The sequence below is a fragment of the Flavobacterium resistens genome (assembly GCF_900182645.1).
Taxonomy (GTDB): domain Bacteria; phylum Bacteroidota; class Bacteroidia; order Flavobacteriales; family Flavobacteriaceae; genus Flavobacterium; species Flavobacterium resistens.
Map to the genome: position 1 here is coordinate 633,812 of NZ_FXTA01000001.1, position 17,286 is coordinate 651,097.

Annotated in this window: 13 protein-coding genes; 5 read left to right on the plus strand and 8 right to left on the minus strand. The window is 33.7% G+C overall.

Annotation, left to right across the window (positions count from 1 at the left end; all coding sequences use genetic code 11):
- Positions 1 to 23: 23 nt before the first annotated feature.
- Positions 24 to 1,298: a serine hydroxymethyltransferase gene (gene glyA, locus FN795_RS02605; protein WP_142449244.1), complete on the minus strand. Its 1,275-nt coding sequence runs from the start codon at positions 1,296 to 1,298 to the stop codon at positions 24 to 26.
- A 109-nt stretch (positions 1,299 to 1,407) separates the two neighbouring features.
- Here glyA and fahA point away from each other — a divergent pair, with 109 nt between their 5' ends.
- Entirely contained in the window at positions 1,408 to 2,691 is a 1,284-nt protein-coding gene (gene fahA / locus FN795_RS02610) for a fumarylacetoacetase (RefSeq protein ID WP_142449245.1), read from the plus strand.
- 178 nt (positions 2,692 to 2,869) lie between these two features.
- Here the strand turns inward: fahA and FN795_RS02615 are convergent, their stop codons facing one another.
- On the minus strand, positions 2,870 to 3,910 hold the full coding sequence (locus FN795_RS02615) for an agmatine deiminase family protein (RefSeq protein ID WP_142449246.1): 1,041 nt from the start codon (positions 3,908 to 3,910) through the stop codon (positions 2,870 to 2,872).
- Positions 3,911 to 4,097: 187 nt separating this feature from the next.
- Between FN795_RS02615 and FN795_RS02620 the strand changes: the two genes are divergently transcribed.
- Together FN795_RS02620 and FN795_RS02625 are read left to right on the plus strand one after the other, a co-directional pair.
- On the plus strand, positions 4,098 to 5,615 hold the full coding sequence (locus FN795_RS02620; protein ID WP_142449247.1) for a choice-of-anchor I family protein: 1,518 nt from the start codon (positions 4,098 to 4,100) through the stop codon (positions 5,613 to 5,615).
- Positions 5,616 to 5,816: 201 nt separating this feature from the next.
- Positions 5,817 to 7,082: an OmpA family protein gene (locus FN795_RS02625; protein WP_142449248.1), complete on the plus strand. Its 1,266-nt coding sequence runs from the start codon at positions 5,817 to 5,819 to the stop codon at positions 7,080 to 7,082.
- A gap of 76 nt (positions 7,083 to 7,158) precedes the next feature.
- Here FN795_RS02625 and FN795_RS02630 read toward each other — a convergent pair whose 3' ends face one another.
- The 4 genes from FN795_RS02630 to clpB form a co-directional block, all read right to left on the minus strand.
- Complete coding sequence (locus FN795_RS02630) at positions 7,159 to 8,049, minus strand: carbon-nitrogen hydrolase (protein WP_035644835.1); 891 nt, start codon at positions 8,047 to 8,049, stop codon at positions 7,159 to 7,161.
- Positions 8,050 to 8,233: 184 nt separating this feature from the next.
- Positions 8,234 to 8,647 (minus strand): hypothetical protein, encoded by a 414-nt coding sequence (locus FN795_RS02635; RefSeq protein ID WP_142449249.1) that lies wholly within the window; start codon positions 8,645 to 8,647, stop codon positions 8,234 to 8,236.
- 334 nt (positions 8,648 to 8,981) lie between these two features.
- A complete protein-coding gene (locus tag FN795_RS02640) occupies positions 8,982 to 9,872 on the minus strand; it encodes a DUF808 domain-containing protein (protein WP_142449250.1) in 891 nt (296 codons plus the stop codon).
- 355 nt (positions 9,873 to 10,227) lie between these two features.
- Positions 10,228 to 12,831, minus strand: coding sequence for an ATP-dependent chaperone ClpB (gene clpB / locus FN795_RS02645; protein WP_142449251.1), 2,604 nt, complete (start codon positions 12,829 to 12,831; stop codon positions 10,228 to 10,230).
- Between the two features lie 205 nt (positions 12,832 to 13,036).
- On the opposite strand from clpB, the gene ytxJ reads away from it, so the two are divergent.
- Positions 13,037 to 13,426, plus strand: a complete 390-nt coding sequence (gene ytxJ / locus FN795_RS02650; protein WP_142449252.1) for a bacillithiol system redox-active protein YtxJ — start codon at positions 13,037 to 13,039, stop codon at positions 13,424 to 13,426.
- Between the two features lie 82 nt (positions 13,427 to 13,508).
- On the opposite strand, the gene FN795_RS02655 is transcribed toward ytxJ, so the two are convergent.
- Positions 13,509 to 14,672, minus strand: a complete 1,164-nt coding sequence (locus tag FN795_RS02655; protein WP_142449253.1) for a hypothetical protein — start codon at positions 14,670 to 14,672, stop codon at positions 13,509 to 13,511.
- Positions 14,669 to 15,688 (minus strand): DUF2157 domain-containing protein, encoded by a 1,020-nt coding sequence (locus FN795_RS02660; protein ID WP_142449254.1) that lies wholly within the window; start codon positions 15,686 to 15,688, stop codon positions 14,669 to 14,671. The genes FN795_RS02655 and FN795_RS02660 overlap by 4 nt, the downstream gene beginning before the upstream one ends.
- A gap of 248 nt (positions 15,689 to 15,936) precedes the next feature.
- Between FN795_RS02660 and FN795_RS02665 the strand changes: the two genes are divergently transcribed.
- The gene (locus FN795_RS02665; RefSeq protein WP_142449255.1) at positions 15,937 to 17,250 is read left to right on the plus strand and encodes a pectate lyase family protein; all 1,314 of its coding nucleotides are present in this window, start codon (positions 15,937 to 15,939) and stop codon (positions 17,248 to 17,250) included.
- The last annotated feature ends 36 nt before the right edge of the window (positions 17,251 to 17,286 follow it).

Below are 17,286 nucleotides of genomic sequence, written 5' to 3' on the forward strand. Positions count from 1 at the left end.
TACTTTAAACTTGAAACTATTTTTTAGTAAGCAAAAATCGGTCTTTCGCTCATTAATTCGTTTACTTCTTCAGCAACTTCTTCGATAAGATCCTCATTTGTGTGATCTGCAAGAACTTTATCAATTAAAGCTACAATAGTTTCCATATCTTTTTCAACTAAACCACGAGTTGTGATTGCAGCTGTTCCAACACGAATTCCAGAAGTAATAAATGGTGATTTATCGTCAAAAGGAACCATGTTTTTATTTACTGTAATTTCAGCTTTTACTAATGCATTTTCAGCTTCTTTACCAGAAATGTTTTTATTTCTTAAGTCAATAAGCATCATGTGGTTGTCAGTTCCGCCAGAGATAATATTGTAACCTCTTTTTACGAAAGCGTCAGCCATTGCATTTGCATTCTTTTGTAATTGCATTGCATAAGTAAAGAACTCATCTTTAAGCGCTTCACCAAAAGCAACCGCTTTAGCAGCAATAATGTGCATTAAAGGCCCACCTTGATTTCCTGGGAAAACAGCTAAATCCAATAATGAAGACATCATTCTGATTTCTCCTTTTGGAGTTGTTAATCCTTGTGGATTTGGGAAATCTTTCCCCATTAAGATCAAACCTCCACGTGGTCCTCTTAATGTTTTGTGAGTTGTTGTAGAAACAATATGACAATGTGGAATTGGATCATTCAATAAACCTTTTGCAATAAGACCTGCTGGGTGAGAAATATCAGCAAATAAGATTGCTCCTACACTATCAGCAATTTGTCTGAAACGCTCAAAATCCATATCACGAGAATACGCAGAAGCTCCAGCAATGATTAATTTTGGTTGTTCTTTAGTTGCAATTTCCTGAATTTTATCATAATCTAAACGACCTGTTTCAGCATCTACTCCGTAAAAAACCGGACGATATAAACGTCCTGAAAAGTTTACAGGAGAACCGTGCGTCAAGTGACCACCGTGAGATAAATCGAAACCTAAAATAGTATCTCCAGGATTCAAACAAGCGTGATAAACAGCTGTATTTGCCTGAGAACCTGAGTGAGGCTGTACGTTTGCATATTCAGCACCAAATAATTCTTTAGCTCTGTCAATCGCAATTTGCTCAATAACGTCAACTACTTCGCAGCCTCCGTAATATCTTTTGCCAGGATAACCCTCAGCATATTTATTCGTTAAAACAGAACCTGCTGCCTGCATTACTTCATCACTTACAAAGTTTTCAGAAGCGATAAGCTCTAGTCCGTGAATTTGTCTTTCTTTTTCCTCTTGGATAAGATCAAAAATTTGTTCGTCGCGTTGCATTTTTTCGTTTTTCGTTAATTTGATGCAAAAATACAAAAAAACGTTTGTCATACAGTTAGATTATGATATATTTGACATGTAATTTTTCAACAAATAATTAACATCTAACATGCCAATAACCGCCAACGATACCAAAAGAAAATCATGGTTAGAAGTACCAGATAATAGCGACTTCCCTATTCAAAATATTCCTTTCGGTGTATTTCTTACTAAAGAAAATGTCGTTACAGTAGGAACAAGAATTGGTGATTACGCTATAGATTTAGGGGCTTTACAACAGTTAAACTATTTTGAGGGAATAGATTTGACCGATGATATGTTTATGCAGGACACGCTAAATGATTTTATTTCTGACGGAAAAAAAACATGGCGTTTGGTTCGAAATCGTATTGCTGATATTTTCGACGAAACCAACCCGCAACTTAGAGATTCAACAAAAGATCGCGATATTGTTATTTTTAATATTGACGATGTCGAAATGCAATTGCCTGTTTTAATTGGTGATTATACTGATTTTTATTCAAGTAGAGAACATGCAACAAATGTTGGGAAAATGTTCCGCGATCCAGAAAATGCTTTATTGCCAAACTGGCTTCATATTCCAGTTGGATATCATGGAAGAAGCTCTACAATTGTACCATCAGGAATCCCAGTTCACAGACCAATGGGGCAAACTTTGCCTGCAGGACACGACACGCCAGTTTTTGGTGCTTCTCGTTTAGTTGATTTCGAATTGGAAACTGCTTTTATTACAACCGACGTGAATGTAATGGGCGAAAATATTCCAACTTACGAAGCAGAAGATTATATTTTCGGAATGGTTTTACTGAATGATTGGAGCGCGCGTGATATTCAGAAATGGGAATATGTGCCTCTTGGACCGTTTTTAGCTAAAAACTTTGCTACTTCTATTTCACCATGGATTGTAACTATGGATGCTTTGGAGCCTTTTAGAACAAAAGGACCAAAACAAGATCCTACTCCACTCCCTTATTTACAGACAAAAGGAAAAAAAGCGTTTGATATTCATTTAGAAGTTTCAATACAACCTGAAAATCAAGAAGAAACAATAGTTTCGAAATCAAATTTCAAATACTTATACTGGTCAATGGCACAGCAATTAGCGCATCATACTTCTAATGGATGTCGTGTAAATTCTGGTGACATGATGGGTTCTGGAACTATTTCTGGCCCAACTCCTGATAGTTTTGGTTCTATGCTTGAATTAACTTGGGGTGGAAAAAATCCATTGAAAATGAACGACGGAAGCGAACGTAAGTTTATCGAAGATAACGATACAGTAATTATTCGTGGTTTTTGCGAAAATGCTGAAGTAAGAATTGGTTTTGGCGAAGTTTCAAGTCAATTATTACCTCCATTTATCAGACAATGAAGAGAAGATAAATCTGAAGAGATATAAAAAATAAAAACCTTGGCTTTCACCAAGGTTTTTTTATGTTTTTAATCTCGCAAAGCCGCAGAGACGCAAAGTTTTTTAACCATATAAAGTAATTTAAGTTCATTTAAAACACAATCTTAAAATTTTCTTATATCAACTTATATGGTCTTCGTTAAGCCGGAATCTGCTGGCTTAAGCAATGTAATGTCCCGAATCCCCAAATAAAATCAATACAACTTATTCCGATTACTTCTCTGTCAGGGAAACATTCTGATAATATATTTAAAGCTACTCGATCATTGCTGTCATTGAATGTTGGAACTAAAACGCAATTATTCAGAATTAAGAAATTAGCATAACTTGCTGGTAATCTTAAATCTTCGAAATCAACACGTTTTGGCATTGGCAATGCTACAATTACTGGAGATTTTCCGTTTTCTAATTTTGCATTTTGAAGACGTTTCAAATTATCCTGCAAAGGCTTGTAATTTGAATCATTTTTATCCGTTTCTACAATTGTTACGATTGTATCTTCATTTACAAATCGGCATAAATCGTCAATGTGACCGTGTGTGTCGTCACCTTCAATTCCATCTCCAAGCCAGATTACATTCGTAACTCCAAGATATTCTTTAAAAACAGCTTCGTAGTCTTCTTTTGTAAAACCTTGATTTCTAACCTGAATTGTAGGATGCATTAAACACTCTTCTGAAGTCAGTAAAGTACCTTTTCCGTTTACGTCGATTGCACCACCTTCAACTATTACAGGTTTTCCTTTGTATATAACCTGAGTTAGTGGAACATCAATAAAATCGGCAATTTTTCCTGGTACAAATTTATCTAGCTGATAATTTTTATATTTTGCCCAGCCATTGAAATTAAAATTAAGCGCTTCTCTTTTAGAACCATTTTTTACAATAATTGGCCCCGAATCGCGCATCCAGCTTCTGTTTGTTTTATGAATTATATAAGAAACGTTTTTAGTGTTTACGCGTGCTCTTTCAAGCATATCTGCAACTTTTTCTTTCAGTTTTTCATCGGCTACGACCAAAAAAACAGTTTCAAAAGTGGCTACTTTTTTTATAAATTCTACAAAAGCCCATTGAACAGCTTCATATTTTCCCGGCCAATCGTTACCATTATGCGGAAAACACAATACTATTCCTTGCTGTTTTTCCCATTCTGCTGGAAATCTTCTATTATTTGTTGACATAAAAAAGGTTCTAATTTAGAAAATGCAAAGATAAGCATTCGTTAGGACTATAAAACATTTGATTGAAATTCGTGCTTAATTTCACAAAGAATATCCTGCAAAAATTAAGTTAAAGATTAAATAATGAAGGCTTAATATTTGGCAGAAATCATGGAATTACATTTGCGAAACTAAAAACTAATAAAAAATGAAAAAATTAACTATCTCATTATTAACAGTGATGCTTATTATGACAAGCTGTAATAATGATGAAAATTCTAACAACGAACCAGAAGTTGTTGTAAACGAAAACCCGGGAACTTTTAAAGAAATTGGTTCTATTACTATTGGAGGTGAAGCTGCCGCTGAAATCTCAGCTTATTGTGAAAAAACAAAAAGACTTTTCACTGTAAACAACAGTGGTACAAATCAAATTGATGTTATCGATATTTCTGATCCCACAAAACCTTTAAAAATCGGAAAAATTGATTTAACTGCTTACGAAGGTGCTTCAAATAGCGTTTCCGTTTTTGATGGAAAACTAGCAGTTGCTTTAGAATCAACTGTAAACAAACAAGGAAATGGAAAAGTTGTTGTTTTCAACACATCAGATTATAGCTTAATCAAACAAGTTACAGTTGGTGCTTTGCCAGATATGATTACTTTTTCTCCTGACGGAAAATACATCATGACAGCTAATGAAGGCGAACCAAATACTGATTATTCGCAAGATCCTAACGGAACAATTTCTATCATAGAAACAAGTACATACAATGTTACAACACTTGATTTTGCTTCATTTGCTGGTCAGGCCACAACATTAGCAAAAGACGGATTTAGAATTTCAAAAGTTGCTAAAAGCTTTGCTCAGGATATTGAACCAGAATACATTACTATTTCAGATGATTCTAAAACGGCTTGGGTAACTTTACAAGAAAATAATGGTGTTGCAAAAGTTGATTTAACTTCTAAAACAATTACAGCAATTTATCCTTTAGGTTTAAAAGATTACAACACAGCTGAAAATGCTATTGATGTTAGTGATCTTGATGATAAAATCGCTTTTAATCCGTGGAAAGTAAAAGGAATGTATATGCCTGATGCTATAAGTCATTTCTCTGCTAACAATGTACCTTATTTTGTCACTGCAAATGAAGGAGATGCAAGAGAATATACAGCTAATACTGACATCAAACGTATGAAAAGCTTAAAGCTTGATGCTACAGTTTTCCCTGATGCAGCTACTTTAAAACTAGATGCGAATTTAGGAAGATTAAATCTTGTTGCTGATATGGGCGATACTGATGGCGATGGAGATTTAGACGAAATGGTAAGTTTTGGTGCAAGATCATTCTCAATCTGGAATGGAAACACTGGAAAAATTGTTTTTGACAGTAAAAATGATGTGGACAAAAAAACCAACGAATTAGGAACTTATGATGACAAACGAAGCGACGATAAAGGTTCTGAACCGGAAGCTGTTGTTGCAGCAAAAATGGGAAATCAAAACATTTTATTTGTTGGCCTAGAAAGATCTGACGCTTTTATGGTTTATGACGCTACAAATCCTGTTTCTCCGCAATATTTACAAACTGTCAAAACTGGAGATGCGCCAGAAGGAATTCTTTTTATCCCGGCTTCAAAAAGCCCAACCAAAAGAAGCTTACTAGTAGTGAGCAGTGAAGGTGACGGAAGTATAAAAATATATCAGCCAGACTTGAAATAAATCTTTTTATAAAAAACACAAAGAGGACAAAATATATATTTTGTCCTTTTTTTATGCTTATATTTTTGATTTCGTTAAGAATTTTACATAATAAAAAGCCAAAACGTGGAAATTATGTAAGACCAAATAGAACACATTCTAAAAACCACCGCATAATTTTGTCATGAGTTTAAAACAAAAACCAAACTAAAATTGAATATCATGAAAAAGAAATTATGCTCTCTGTCCTTTTTAATATTAGCGTTTTCAGCAAGCGCACAAAATATGACGACCACTACTACTCCAACTGTTGATCAATCACAATACAACAAATGGTCTATAGAATTAAATGGCGGGGTTAATAAACCAACGCGAACAATGACTCCGGGTTATTCGACTTCAACTTTAAATCCATTTCATGCTGACTTGGGTGTGAGATACATGTTTAGTCCAAAGTTTGGAGTAAAATTAGATGTTGGATATGATCAGTTTACAGAACGTGATGACACGCCAGATTTTGAAAGCAGATATGTCAGAGCAAGTATCCAGGGTGTTGTAAACATTGGACGTGCTTTAAATTTTGAAACTTGGACAAATACTATTGGCGTTTTAGCACACGGAGGTTTTGGAGTTTCGCAAATTAGTACGGAAACTGGATTTGGAGGTCAGGATTATATGGGACACGGAATTGTGGGTCTAACCGGACAAGTAAAATTATCAAACAGAGTTGCACTAACAGGTGATCTAACAGGAATTGTAAACGCAAAACAAAACTGGAACTTTGACGGAATGGGAAGTACTTCATCTGGTACCTTTGACGGAGTTTTATTGAATGCCTCTGTTGGTTTGACTTTCTATTTAGGTAAAAATGAAAAGCATGCTGATTGGGTTGGAGAAGAAGACAGAATCACCGAATTGGAAAAAAGAGTTGATTTAGTAGAAACCGGACTTTTAGATACTGATAAAGATGGCGTTGCTGATTTATACGATTTAGAACCAAATAGTATTGCAGGAGTTGCGGTAAACACAAAAGGTCAATCTATTGATACCAATCAAAACGGTGTACCTGATGAGCTAGAAAGTTATTTAGATAAAACTTACGAAAAGAAAGGCGCTGGAAGTGGAAGTCTTACAAACAGTACAGTTGAGGAATTGATCAACGGAGGTTACGTAAATGTTTATTTCGACTTCAATTCTTCTAAACCTACAAATGCTTCTTTGTCTGGGGTTGATTTCTTAGTAAAATACTTGAAAAACAATCCAGGAAAATCAGCTGATATTATTGGCTATGCTGATGAAATTGGAAATTCAAATTATAATACTGAATTATCAAGAAAAAGAGCTGAAGCTGTGAAAAAAGTAGCAACTAATGCTGGAATCGATGCTTCAAGACTGAATGTAATTGCTAACGGAGAAGATACTTCAGTTAACAAAAACTCTAAAGAAGCGAGACAAATCGTAAGAAGAGTTACTTTCCAGGTGAAATAACAATTATAACTAAATTTAAAAAGGCGGTTTCAATAGTTTGAAACCGCCTTTTCTCTTTATATCAAGATAAATCTAATTATTTATCAATTGCTCTTTTTGTAATATCTCCAAAAGCATCAATTCTTCTGTCTCTAAAGAATGGCCAGTTTTGACGAACATTTTCCTGTAAATCCAAATCAACTTCTGCAATTAAGATTTCTTCTTTATCGTGTGAAGCCTGAGCTAAAATTTCACCTTGTGGCCCAGCAATGAAAGACGCTCCCCAGAATTGAATTCCTTCAGTTCCTTCAAGATATTTTTCAAGACCAATTCGGTTTGCAGCTGCTACGAAAACTCCGTTTGCTACTGCGTGGCCTTTCATTACGTTCATCCAAGCGCCGTATTGATTTTCACCGTATTGTTCTTTTTCTTTTGGATGCCATCCAATTGCTGTTGGATAAAATAAAACTTCTGCACCTTTTAAAGCTGTAATACGTGCTGCTTCCGGATACCATTGATCCCAACAAATTAAAGTTCCAACAGTTCCTTTTTTAGTTTCGATTGCCTGAAATCCTAAATCACCTGGCGTAAAATAGAATTTTTCATAAAAATGAGGATCGTCTGGAATATGCATTTTACGGTACAAACCTGCTTCCGTACCGTCTGTATCGATGATATAAGCACTGTTATGGTAAATTCCAGCCATTCTTTTTTCGAAGAAAGGAACAATGATCACAACTCCTAATTCTTTTGCCAATTCACTGAAAGCAATAAATGAAGTACTATAAAGGGGTTCTGCTAATGCAAAATTATCGACATCTTCGCTTTGGCAGAAATAATGACTGCTATATAATTCAGGAAGCAAGATTACCTCTGCACCTTGGCTTGCAGCATCTCTTACCCAACTGATGCATTTTTTAAGATTATTTTCAGCAACATCATTCAGATTTAACTGAATTACTGATATTTTATATTTTCTTTTCGGCATGACATAAAATTTAGAGTGCAAAAATAATACTTTTTAAAGGATTGGCAAAGTCTATAACTTTTATATAACATGAAGAAAGAAAGCAATGCAATTAATCAAAACAAAAAACCATTTCACATCAGTTTAAAATTCAAACTTTTGCAAAATGGCTTTCAACCTAAAAAAATATCAACTAAGAAGGTTGTTATTCGATTACGACTTTTTGAGTAAGGAATTCAGTTTCTGATTTTTTGAATTTGATTTCGATAGTTCCTTTTGCAGTTGCCTTAAATTTATAAACTGTCTTTTTAGGATCTGGAACTTGCTGTGTGCAAACTCCATCTACTGGATATTTTGCCACAACTTGCAATCCTTTTGCTTCACCAATTGTAGTTTCAGCAATTTTATCGAATTCTCCACAAGCATTGTCTACTAAATAAGTAACATCATAACTCAATTCGTCGTTTACTTTTCCTGTCGCCGGACCTTCAATTTTAGTTACAAACGCTGTTTTTGTTTTAACTGCTGATTCTGCGTTGTCATCGTCGTTGCTGCATGAAATTAATGCAGTTGATAAAAATAATACTACTAAAACTGATTTTAATCTAAACCTTTTCATATAAAATAATAATTAATTGTTAATTACTATGAAGATGCGGCGGCGTTGCAAAGGTTGCTTTGAGGAAATGTTAAATAGTTTGATTAAAAATTCAAATCATTATAAATCAGAAACTTATTTTTTAATATTTTTTTTCAAAATGCCGATATTTCTTATGAAAATAAAAACTTCTCGACTAGCCCCGATCGAAGCGGCATCCTTTTTCCTGCTTCTTTAGCAGGGAAAAGATATAGCGGAGAGCGGGACTGAATTTGAACTGAAAACTGATATTTCTGCTTCAAAAAAAAACACCAGCCTTTTGACTAGTGTTTTTTGTTATTTTTAAAATCAGTATTTAAACTACTGGCTCTTTCTTTTTAAATATTTTTTTGAAAAGATTTACGATTAGCAGGACAATAAACCCAAAAACAAGGCCAACAATAAATTCTTTAATAATTGATGGAATCTTAATTTCTTCAGCGAAATGATGAATAAATGGGATATAATGTACAAACAAACCTCCAGCTACTAAAATCAGAGCAATTGTACCAATAACAGTTAATGCTTTAATCACTTTTGGAAGCGCTTGAACCAAAATATTTCCAATAAATTTTAATAGGCTTTTTTCTTTTTTACTGCTTTGAATCATTTTAAAACCGACTTCATCCATACGAACGATAAGTGCTACAATTCCGTAAACTCCAATTGTTGCTATCAGCGCAATGATTGAAACTGTGATGATTTGTGACATTAATGGTTTACCAATTACGGTTCCTAAAGCGATAATTACGATTTCTACAGAAAGAATAAAATCAGTAACAATTGCCGATTTTACTTTGTCTTTTTCGATTATTAAAATCTCTTCCTCAGTAAGCACTTCATCTGTAATTCCTTCAGATTCTTCGTGTGCATGAGGAACTATAAATTCATAGATTTTTTCGGCTCCTTCATAAGCTAAAAACAATCCTCCTAAAACCAAAACTACCATGATAGCAACTGGAAAAAACGCACTTAACAAAAATGCAATTGGAAGAATAATGATTTTATTCAATAAAGAACCTTTGCTGATTGCCCATAAAACCGGAAGCTCTCTCGATGATGCGAAACCTGAAGCTTTTTCGGCATTTACAGCCAAATCATCTCCTAAAATTCCAGCTGTTTTTTTTGCTGCAACTTTGCTCATTACTGCAACATCATCCATAATTGCTGCGATATCATCTAATAGAGCGAAAAAACCTGAACCCATCTTTTTAATTATTTTTAGTTGCGCGAATCTACCACTTTTCTGCTAATTTCTAAGCCGAATATTGGATAAATTCTAACTGCATTGCCCTAATAATAGCCAGATAATTACAAAAACTAATATAGTTCCGAAACATCCTCCTCCTAATTTTTTCGCGCCATATCCTGCGATTAATCCTCTAAATATATTGTTCATAAGTGTATGTTTTTTAAGTTATTGTAAATTTGAGAATTATACTTAAAACTTCATTTATAATACTTAAAAAAAATGTTTCAATATTTACGCATTTGAACAAAAAAAAACACCAAATCATTTCTGATTTGATGTTTTTGAGAAACATTAAAATATTAAAAAAAAATTATTCTATTGTTGGAGTTTGATTTCTGAAAACCAATTTTCCGTCAAATGCATCAATTAAAATAATGCTGTCTGTTGTAATATTTCCAGCCAAAATTTCTTTTGACAACTGATTTAAAACCTCTCTCTGAACTACTCGTTTTACCGGTCTTGCTCCAAACTGAGGATCAAATCCTTTTTCAGATAAATAGGCGATTGCTTCCGGAGTTGCATCCATTGTAATGCCTTGTAGAGCCAACATTTTGGTAACACTCTTCAATTGTAAACTTACAATTCTTGAAATATTATCGACTGTAAGCGGCGTAAACATTACGATTTCGTCAATACGGTTTATGAATTCTGGTCGTACTGTTTGTTTCAACAATCCTAAAACTTCTGTTTTTGCTGCTTCTGTTGCCGCTTCCACTCCGCCTTTTAGATTTTCAAATTTTTCCTGAATAATCTGGCTTCCCATGTTAGAAGTCATGATGATAATCGTGTTTTTGAAATCGGCCAAGCGCCCTTTATTGTCCGTTAATCGGCCTTCATCAAGAACCTGCAATAAAATATTGAAAGTATCCGGATGCGCTTTTTCAATCTCATCTAACAAAATCACAGAATATGGTTTTCTACGAACTGCTTCTGTCAATTGACCTCCTTCATCATAACCTACATATCCCGGAGGCGCACCAACTAAACGACTCACACTGTGACGTTCCTGATACTCACTCATATCGATACGTGTCATGGCATTTTCATCATCAAAAAGATATTCGGCCAACGCTTTTGCTAATTCTGTTTTACCAACTCCGGTTGTTCCTAAGAATAAAAATGTTCCAACTGGTTTTTTCATATCCTGTAAACCGGCACGGCTTCTACGAACGGCATCACTCACGGCTTCTATCGCTTCTTCCTGACCTACTACACGTTTATGTAATTCGTCTTCTAAATGCAATAGTTTCTCTCTTTCTGTTTGAAGCATTTTCATTACTGGAATTCCTGTCCATTTTGCTACTACTTCTGCAATATCTTCTCTGGTAACTTCTTCTTTAATTAAAGAATTTCCAGATTGAAATTCCTGCAATTGTTTTTGCAAAGTTTCCTGACGTTCTTGCGCTTCTTTTATTTTTCCGTAACGAATTTCGGCTACTTTTCCGTAATCGCCATCACGTTCTGCACGTTCTGCTTCGTATTTAAAATCTTCTATTTCGTGTTTTACAGCCTGAATTCCGTCAACAATATCTTTTTCAGATTTCCATCTTGCGTAGATTTCGTTGCGTTCTTCTTTTAAGTTTGCCAAATCCATGCGAAGGATTTTCAATTTACTTTCTTCTTTTTCGCGTTTGATAGCTTCAATTTCGATTTCCAATTGCATGATTTTACGATCCAAAACGTCTAATTCTTCTGGTTTTGAATTGATTTCCATACGCAACTTAGAAGCAGCTTCATCCATTAAGTCGATTGCTTTATCTGGCAAAAAACGATTGGTAATATAACGTTGTGAAAGTTCAACTGCGGCAATAATTGCCTCATCTTTAATTTGAACTTTATGATGCGTTTCGTATTTTTCTTTGATACCACGTAGAATCGAAACTGCACTTTCGGTATCTGGTTCATCGATTAAAACTTTTTGGAAACGTCTTTCAAGTGCTTTATCTTTTTCAAAATATTTTTGATATTCATCTAAAGTCGTAGCACCGATTGCTCTTAATTCTCCACGAGCCAAAGCTGGTTTCAGAATGTTTGCTGCATCCATTGCGCCTTCACCTCCACCCGCTCCTACAAGCGTATGAATTTCATCAATAAACAAAACGATATCACCTTCTGCCGCTGTAACTTCTTTCACAACCGATTTTAGACGCTCTTCAAATTCTCCTTTGAATTTCGCTCCAGCGATTAAAGCTCCCATATCTAATGAGAAAACGATTTTATCTTTTAGGTTTTCCGGAACGTCTCCGTCAACAATTCTATGAGCTAAACCTTCTGCAATTGCAGTTTTACCAACTCCAGGTTCTCCAATTAACATTGGATTGTTTTTTGTTCTACGAGTTAAAATCTGCAATACACGACGAATTTCTTCATCACGGCCAATTACTGGATCTAACTTTCCTGTTCTTGCTAATTCGTTTAAGTTTTTTGCGTACTTATTTAACGAATTATAAGTTTCTTCAGCCGAAGCTGATGTTACTCTTTCGCCTTTACGTAATTCTTCAATAGCTGCCTTAAGACCTTTTCCCGTAACTCCCTGATCTTTTAAAATCTGAGAAACTTTACTTTTGGAATCAAAAATAGCTAGAATTAAATGCTCGATCGATACATATTCGTCGTTCATTTTTTGTGCGATAATTTCAGCTTCGTTCAAAGCTTTATTTGCGTCTCTTGAAAGCATAATATCGCCTCCCGAAACTTTTGGAAAACTCTGAATTGTACTGTCTAAAATTTGCAAAAACAAAGGCACATTTACATTTAATTTTTTTAAAATAAATGGCGCTACGTTTTCATCAACTTCAAAAATAGCTTTGAAAATGTGTTCATTTTCTATTTGTTGCTGACCATTTCGTTGCGCTAATTGCTGCGACAACTGAATGGCTTCCTGCGATTTAATTGTAAATTTATTTATGTTCATATTTTTATGATTTGATTGATTTTATTTGTTTGATATTCAATATGATTAAAGTTACGATTTATAGGGCTAAATTTTTAACTCAAATAATCTAACTTTGTATTCGAATAGACAAATTATATTCCATAGTAAAAATAAAGACAAAATGACCTGAAAATCATGATTTTTATCAGATTTAGCTGTCAAAAAGTCATAAAACAAGTCAAATATGAGTTTTTTTAATTCAATCTTCGGAAGTTCAGAGAACTCAGAAGCTCCAAAAAGTAAAGTGAACTGGACAGAATTAACCGATCTTCTTCAATTAATGGAAATAGAAGCAATATCAAACGAAAAGCCAGTTGTAATTTTTAAGCACAGCACAAGATGCAGTATCAGTCGAATGGCATTGAAACAATTTGAAAGAGAATATGATCTTGAAGATGTTGTTGATGCTTATTTCCTGGATTTAATTGCGTATCGTGATATTTCAAATGAAATCGCACATAAATTTGGCGTTTATCATGAATCACCACAATTAATTTTAATCAAAAACGGAAAAGCCGTTTACGATGTTTCGCATAGCGATATTGATGCCGATGCATTAAAAAGTAAAGTGTAGTTTTTGTAAAATGATTTTAGTAAAATGTGAGATGGATTCAAACATTTCACATTTTACAATTTACATCTAACTTTTCATATCACTAAAAACTTCCTCCAGAACCTCCTCCGCTAAAACCTCCATCTCCAAACTCCATTGGAGAATCTATCTTAACTTCTGGTTTCATTCCGAAAGTTGAAGCTACAACTAAAGCTTCGGCGTTTAAGAAATTATCTGAATGATTGATTCTATCTGGTTTAAAAGTCAAACCACTTTCTTTTTCTTTTAATTTTTTAATTGAAAAAAAAGCAATTGCGAATAAAACTGCTCCGCCAAGTGTAAGTGCAACTTCAATTGGCAAAACGGAATAATAAAATCGGATTGTGTAAATTGAAAATGCAATTGCCAAAAAACTGATCCATAGCATTATTCTATCTTTTGTTTTTAAAGCCTGAATCAAATAAATTATTGGGACAATAATTGTAAATGCATAAAAGAAAAATGCAAACGGAATGTCAGTTCCTGGTTTTACTTCATTCCCTAATAATTCTGCGGAAAGCTCTCTAACTACTAAATAGTTACAGGAAAGATAAAACAATATTAAACAAAAACTATTGGCTAATAAAAGTCCGTTGTAATAATAACTTTCTTTTAGATTGAAGATTGTTTTTTTTGTTACAAAATATAAAATTGCTGCAGAAATCATTGCTACAAAAGGCAAAATTGTTTTTCCTATATCACCAAATTCAAACATTTCAAAAAACAAAAATCCCGTTGTAGCTATACAGAAAACTAACATTGATACTAAATGAAGATATCTTAAAAACATAAAAAGTGCTGCAATTGAAACAAAAAAAGCAATTACAGCTTCATAACCTTCTGTTGTGACAGCAATTGCAATTCCGACATTTAGCAGTGCTCCTAAAATAAACGCATCATCTAAACCATGATTGTGATAATTTTGAGTTGCTAATAATTCTACTCCGACAAATCCAACTACAGCAAAAATATAACAGCAAATTTGAAAAAAAACACTTTCGCCACTTAAACCAAATATAGAAATTGCTCCACAAATTGAAAGATATAATAAACAACCCAGCAAGAAAAATCCAATTCTGACCAGAATATTGCTTTGACTTTTTAAAACTGGCAATTCCTTTTCTATAAATTTCTTTTGATCCTTACTTATAAAACCTCCATTATATAAAGTATCTGCTTCATTAACTAAAGCTCCATTATCTAACATTTTTTTATCGTACACTATCATGCTCTAATTTCTTTATTGAATTTTTTAATCAATTTTATAAACAGTACTATTGAACCGATAAAATAAGCCGGCAAAAGAAACACAAAGAGCTCCCAAATATCAGAAAAATCAATATTCTCAAATATTCTGAACAAAATTATATTTCCGCCAATATAGCCATAGACAATCATAAAAACATATAAAGACATTGCTTTATTCTCATAACTAGCTTTATAGAAATAAAACGTAGAACCGATTAAAACAATAGCAAATAACATCCAATTAAGCGTATCATAACTGGTTAAATTACTAATTGAAGCTATGCTTATGATATGCAGAGCAAAAGTTAGAAAAATTAAGCCAAAGTGCGTTTTTAAGGAAATTCTGCGACTATAAATCGTCCATAAAATTAATAAGACACCTAGCATTACAGCAGAATAACTCAAATTCTGACTTGCATACAAATTCTGACTTGCATACAAATTATTACTGTCATTAAAAATATCTTGTGGTGTGACCGAAAGTCCTATATAAGCCGCTAAACCAGTAATTGCAATCGTCAAAACGCTTTTATTATCAAAATAATAAGCACAAAAGAAACTCACAATTGTTGGAACTAAAGTCGCTAATCCGTAATGTTCTCCAAAGGGTTTGTACTGAAACTGCAAATAACCAATAAAAATACAGGTCAGAATATTGGCAGCAAGCACCAAATATTCTAAAACCGGATGTTCAAAAACGGTTTCTGATTTTTGGAAACCTTTTGAATTTTTAAAACAATAATAAAAACAAACTACAATGACTATAAGTAAAATAGAAAGAATGGCAATGTGACCAATTGTATCAATATTTTCATAAATCAAGATTCCAATTCCAGAAGTAAAAAGTAAAACAGACAAATACAAAAACAGTTTTAATTCTGCATTTAATGAAAAAACACCCAAATTACGATAAGCTGTAATTTCCTTGTATTGATTTTCTGTAATTAGATTTTTATCCCGAAGCAATTCTGTAAACTTCTCATCGAACTTATTCATATTTTGTATTTAATAGTACAATCAAAAATAGTTTTTTTTTAATGCAATTGATTTTTATTTGTAAATAAATTCGGCTTTATTCTTGTAAAACAGAACTTAGTACAGTTTTGAAATCCAAATTCTTTATAAAAAGAAAGTCTTAAAATGTAAAAAAATCACAAATATTACTGACTTTAAAATTAATTAATTACATTCGTGTAATCGATTACATTAAAACGATATCAAAACCACTTAAACCAAATATTAAAATGAAAAAGAATTTGTTTTCACTTCTTTTCCTCATGAGCCTGTCTCTTTCTGCACAAAATTATGTGATGACGTCTCCTGAGGGATTTGGAGCATCTGCTACTGGAGGTGGCACCACAACTCCTGTTACCGTGACCACTTATGCCGATTTAACTGCGAAGCTAAAACTGACAACGCCGCAAGTTATTTTAGTTTCTGGAACAATCAACTGTAGTTACACAAGTTTGTTAGTCACAAACAAAACTATTATTGGCCTTCCAGGAGCCCGATTAGTAAACACTGATCAAACTGCGGCGGGTTCGGGGATTTTAAGCTTAAAATCTGGATCAGACAATATTATTATCCGAAACCTAATTTTTGAAGGCCCTGGCGCCTATGATGTGGATGGACATGATAATCTTACTTCTGAAGCTACAAATGTTTGGGTAGATCATTGCGAATTTCAGGATGGAATGGATGGCAATTTTGATAATAAAGGAGCTGCTGACAATGTGACTATTTCGTGGACAAAGTTTACGTACTTAAAAACGCCAAAAGCCGGTGGTTCTGGCGGAGCCGATGATCACCGATTTACCAATCTTGTAGGTTCAAATAAAAGTGATGCTCCTGCTGATGGTCACTTTAGCATTACTTTTAAAAACTGTTATTGGGCAGAAGGATGCAAAGAAAGAATGCCAAGAGGTAGAAATACTGAACTTCATATTTTGAATTGCTATTACAATACGTCAGTTTCAGGTTCTTTGGCAATCGGTTTGGGCGGAGGCGATAAAAATTCGACTTGTTATGTTGAAGGAACTGATTTTGCTAAAATTGGAACTGCTTTTAAAAATTACATCAGTACAGACGGCGGAACTGTTGGAATTACATTTTCTAACTGCCTAAAAGCCGGAGCAGATTATGGGGACCCAGTCTCAAAACCTTCATATACCTATACGGCTCTTGCAGTAAATGATATTGCTGGATATATAACTAATGCTTCGTGTGGTGCAGGTGCAACACTTCAAGTTTCTACTGATGGAAAAATAGCATCAAGTTGTAATGGTTTAGGCTTAAAAGAAAACAAAAATGATTTAGAACTTAAATATTATCCAACCAAAATTAATCGTCTTTTAAATATTGAGTTTTCAGGAATTGACAACGGATTAGCTTATGTTAATTTGTTTTCTTCCAGTGGCGCCAAAGTATATTCGGAATCAAAAAATATTGTTTCTGATGAAAAACTAGAGTTGAATGTTGGAAATCTTGCAAAAGGCATTTACATCTGCAAAGTTCAGATTGAAAATCGCAGTAAAACTTTTAAGCTTTTGAAAATATAAACATTATCCAATAAAAAAGGTCATTGAAAAATCAAT

Coding starts and splice junctions, on each gene's coding strand:
- glyA (WP_142449244.1), bottom strand. CDS start 1,298: ATGCAACGCGACGAACAAATTTTTGATCTTATCCAAGAGGAAAAAGAA.
- fahA (WP_142449245.1), top strand. CDS start 1,408: ATGCCAATAACCGCCAACGATACCAAAAGAAAATCATGGTTAGAAGTA.
- FN795_RS02615 (WP_142449246.1), bottom strand. CDS start 3,910: ATGTCAACAAATAATAGAAGATTTCCAGCAGAATGGGAAAAACAGCAA.
- FN795_RS02620 (WP_142449247.1), top strand. CDS start 4,098: ATGAAAAAATTAACTATCTCATTATTAACAGTGATGCTTATTATGACA.
- FN795_RS02625 (WP_142449248.1), top strand. CDS start 5,817: ATGAAAAAGAAATTATGCTCTCTGTCCTTTTTAATATTAGCGTTTTCA.
- FN795_RS02630 (WP_035644835.1), bottom strand. CDS start 8,049: ATGCCGAAAAGAAAATATAAAATATCAGTAATTCAGTTAAATCTGAAT.
- FN795_RS02635 (WP_142449249.1), bottom strand. CDS start 8,647: ATGAAAAGGTTTAGATTAAAATCAGTTTTAGTAGTATTATTTTTATCA.
- FN795_RS02640 (WP_142449250.1), bottom strand. CDS start 9,872: ATGGGTTCAGGTTTTTTCGCTCTATTAGATGATATCGCAGCAATTATG.
- clpB (WP_142449251.1), bottom strand. CDS start 12,831: ATGAACATAAATAAATTTACAATTAAATCGCAGGAAGCCATTCAGTTG.
- ytxJ (WP_142449252.1), top strand. CDS start 13,037: ATGAGTTTTTTTAATTCAATCTTCGGAAGTTCAGAGAACTCAGAAGCT.
- FN795_RS02655 (WP_142449253.1), bottom strand. CDS start 14,672: ATGATAGTGTACGATAAAAAAATGTTAGATAATGGAGCTTTAGTTAAT.
- FN795_RS02660 (WP_142449254.1), bottom strand. CDS start 15,688: ATGAATAAGTTCGATGAGAAGTTTACAGAATTGCTTCGGGATAAAAAT.
- FN795_RS02665 (WP_142449255.1), top strand. CDS start 15,937: ATGAAAAAGAATTTGTTTTCACTTCTTTTCCTCATGAGCCTGTCTCTT.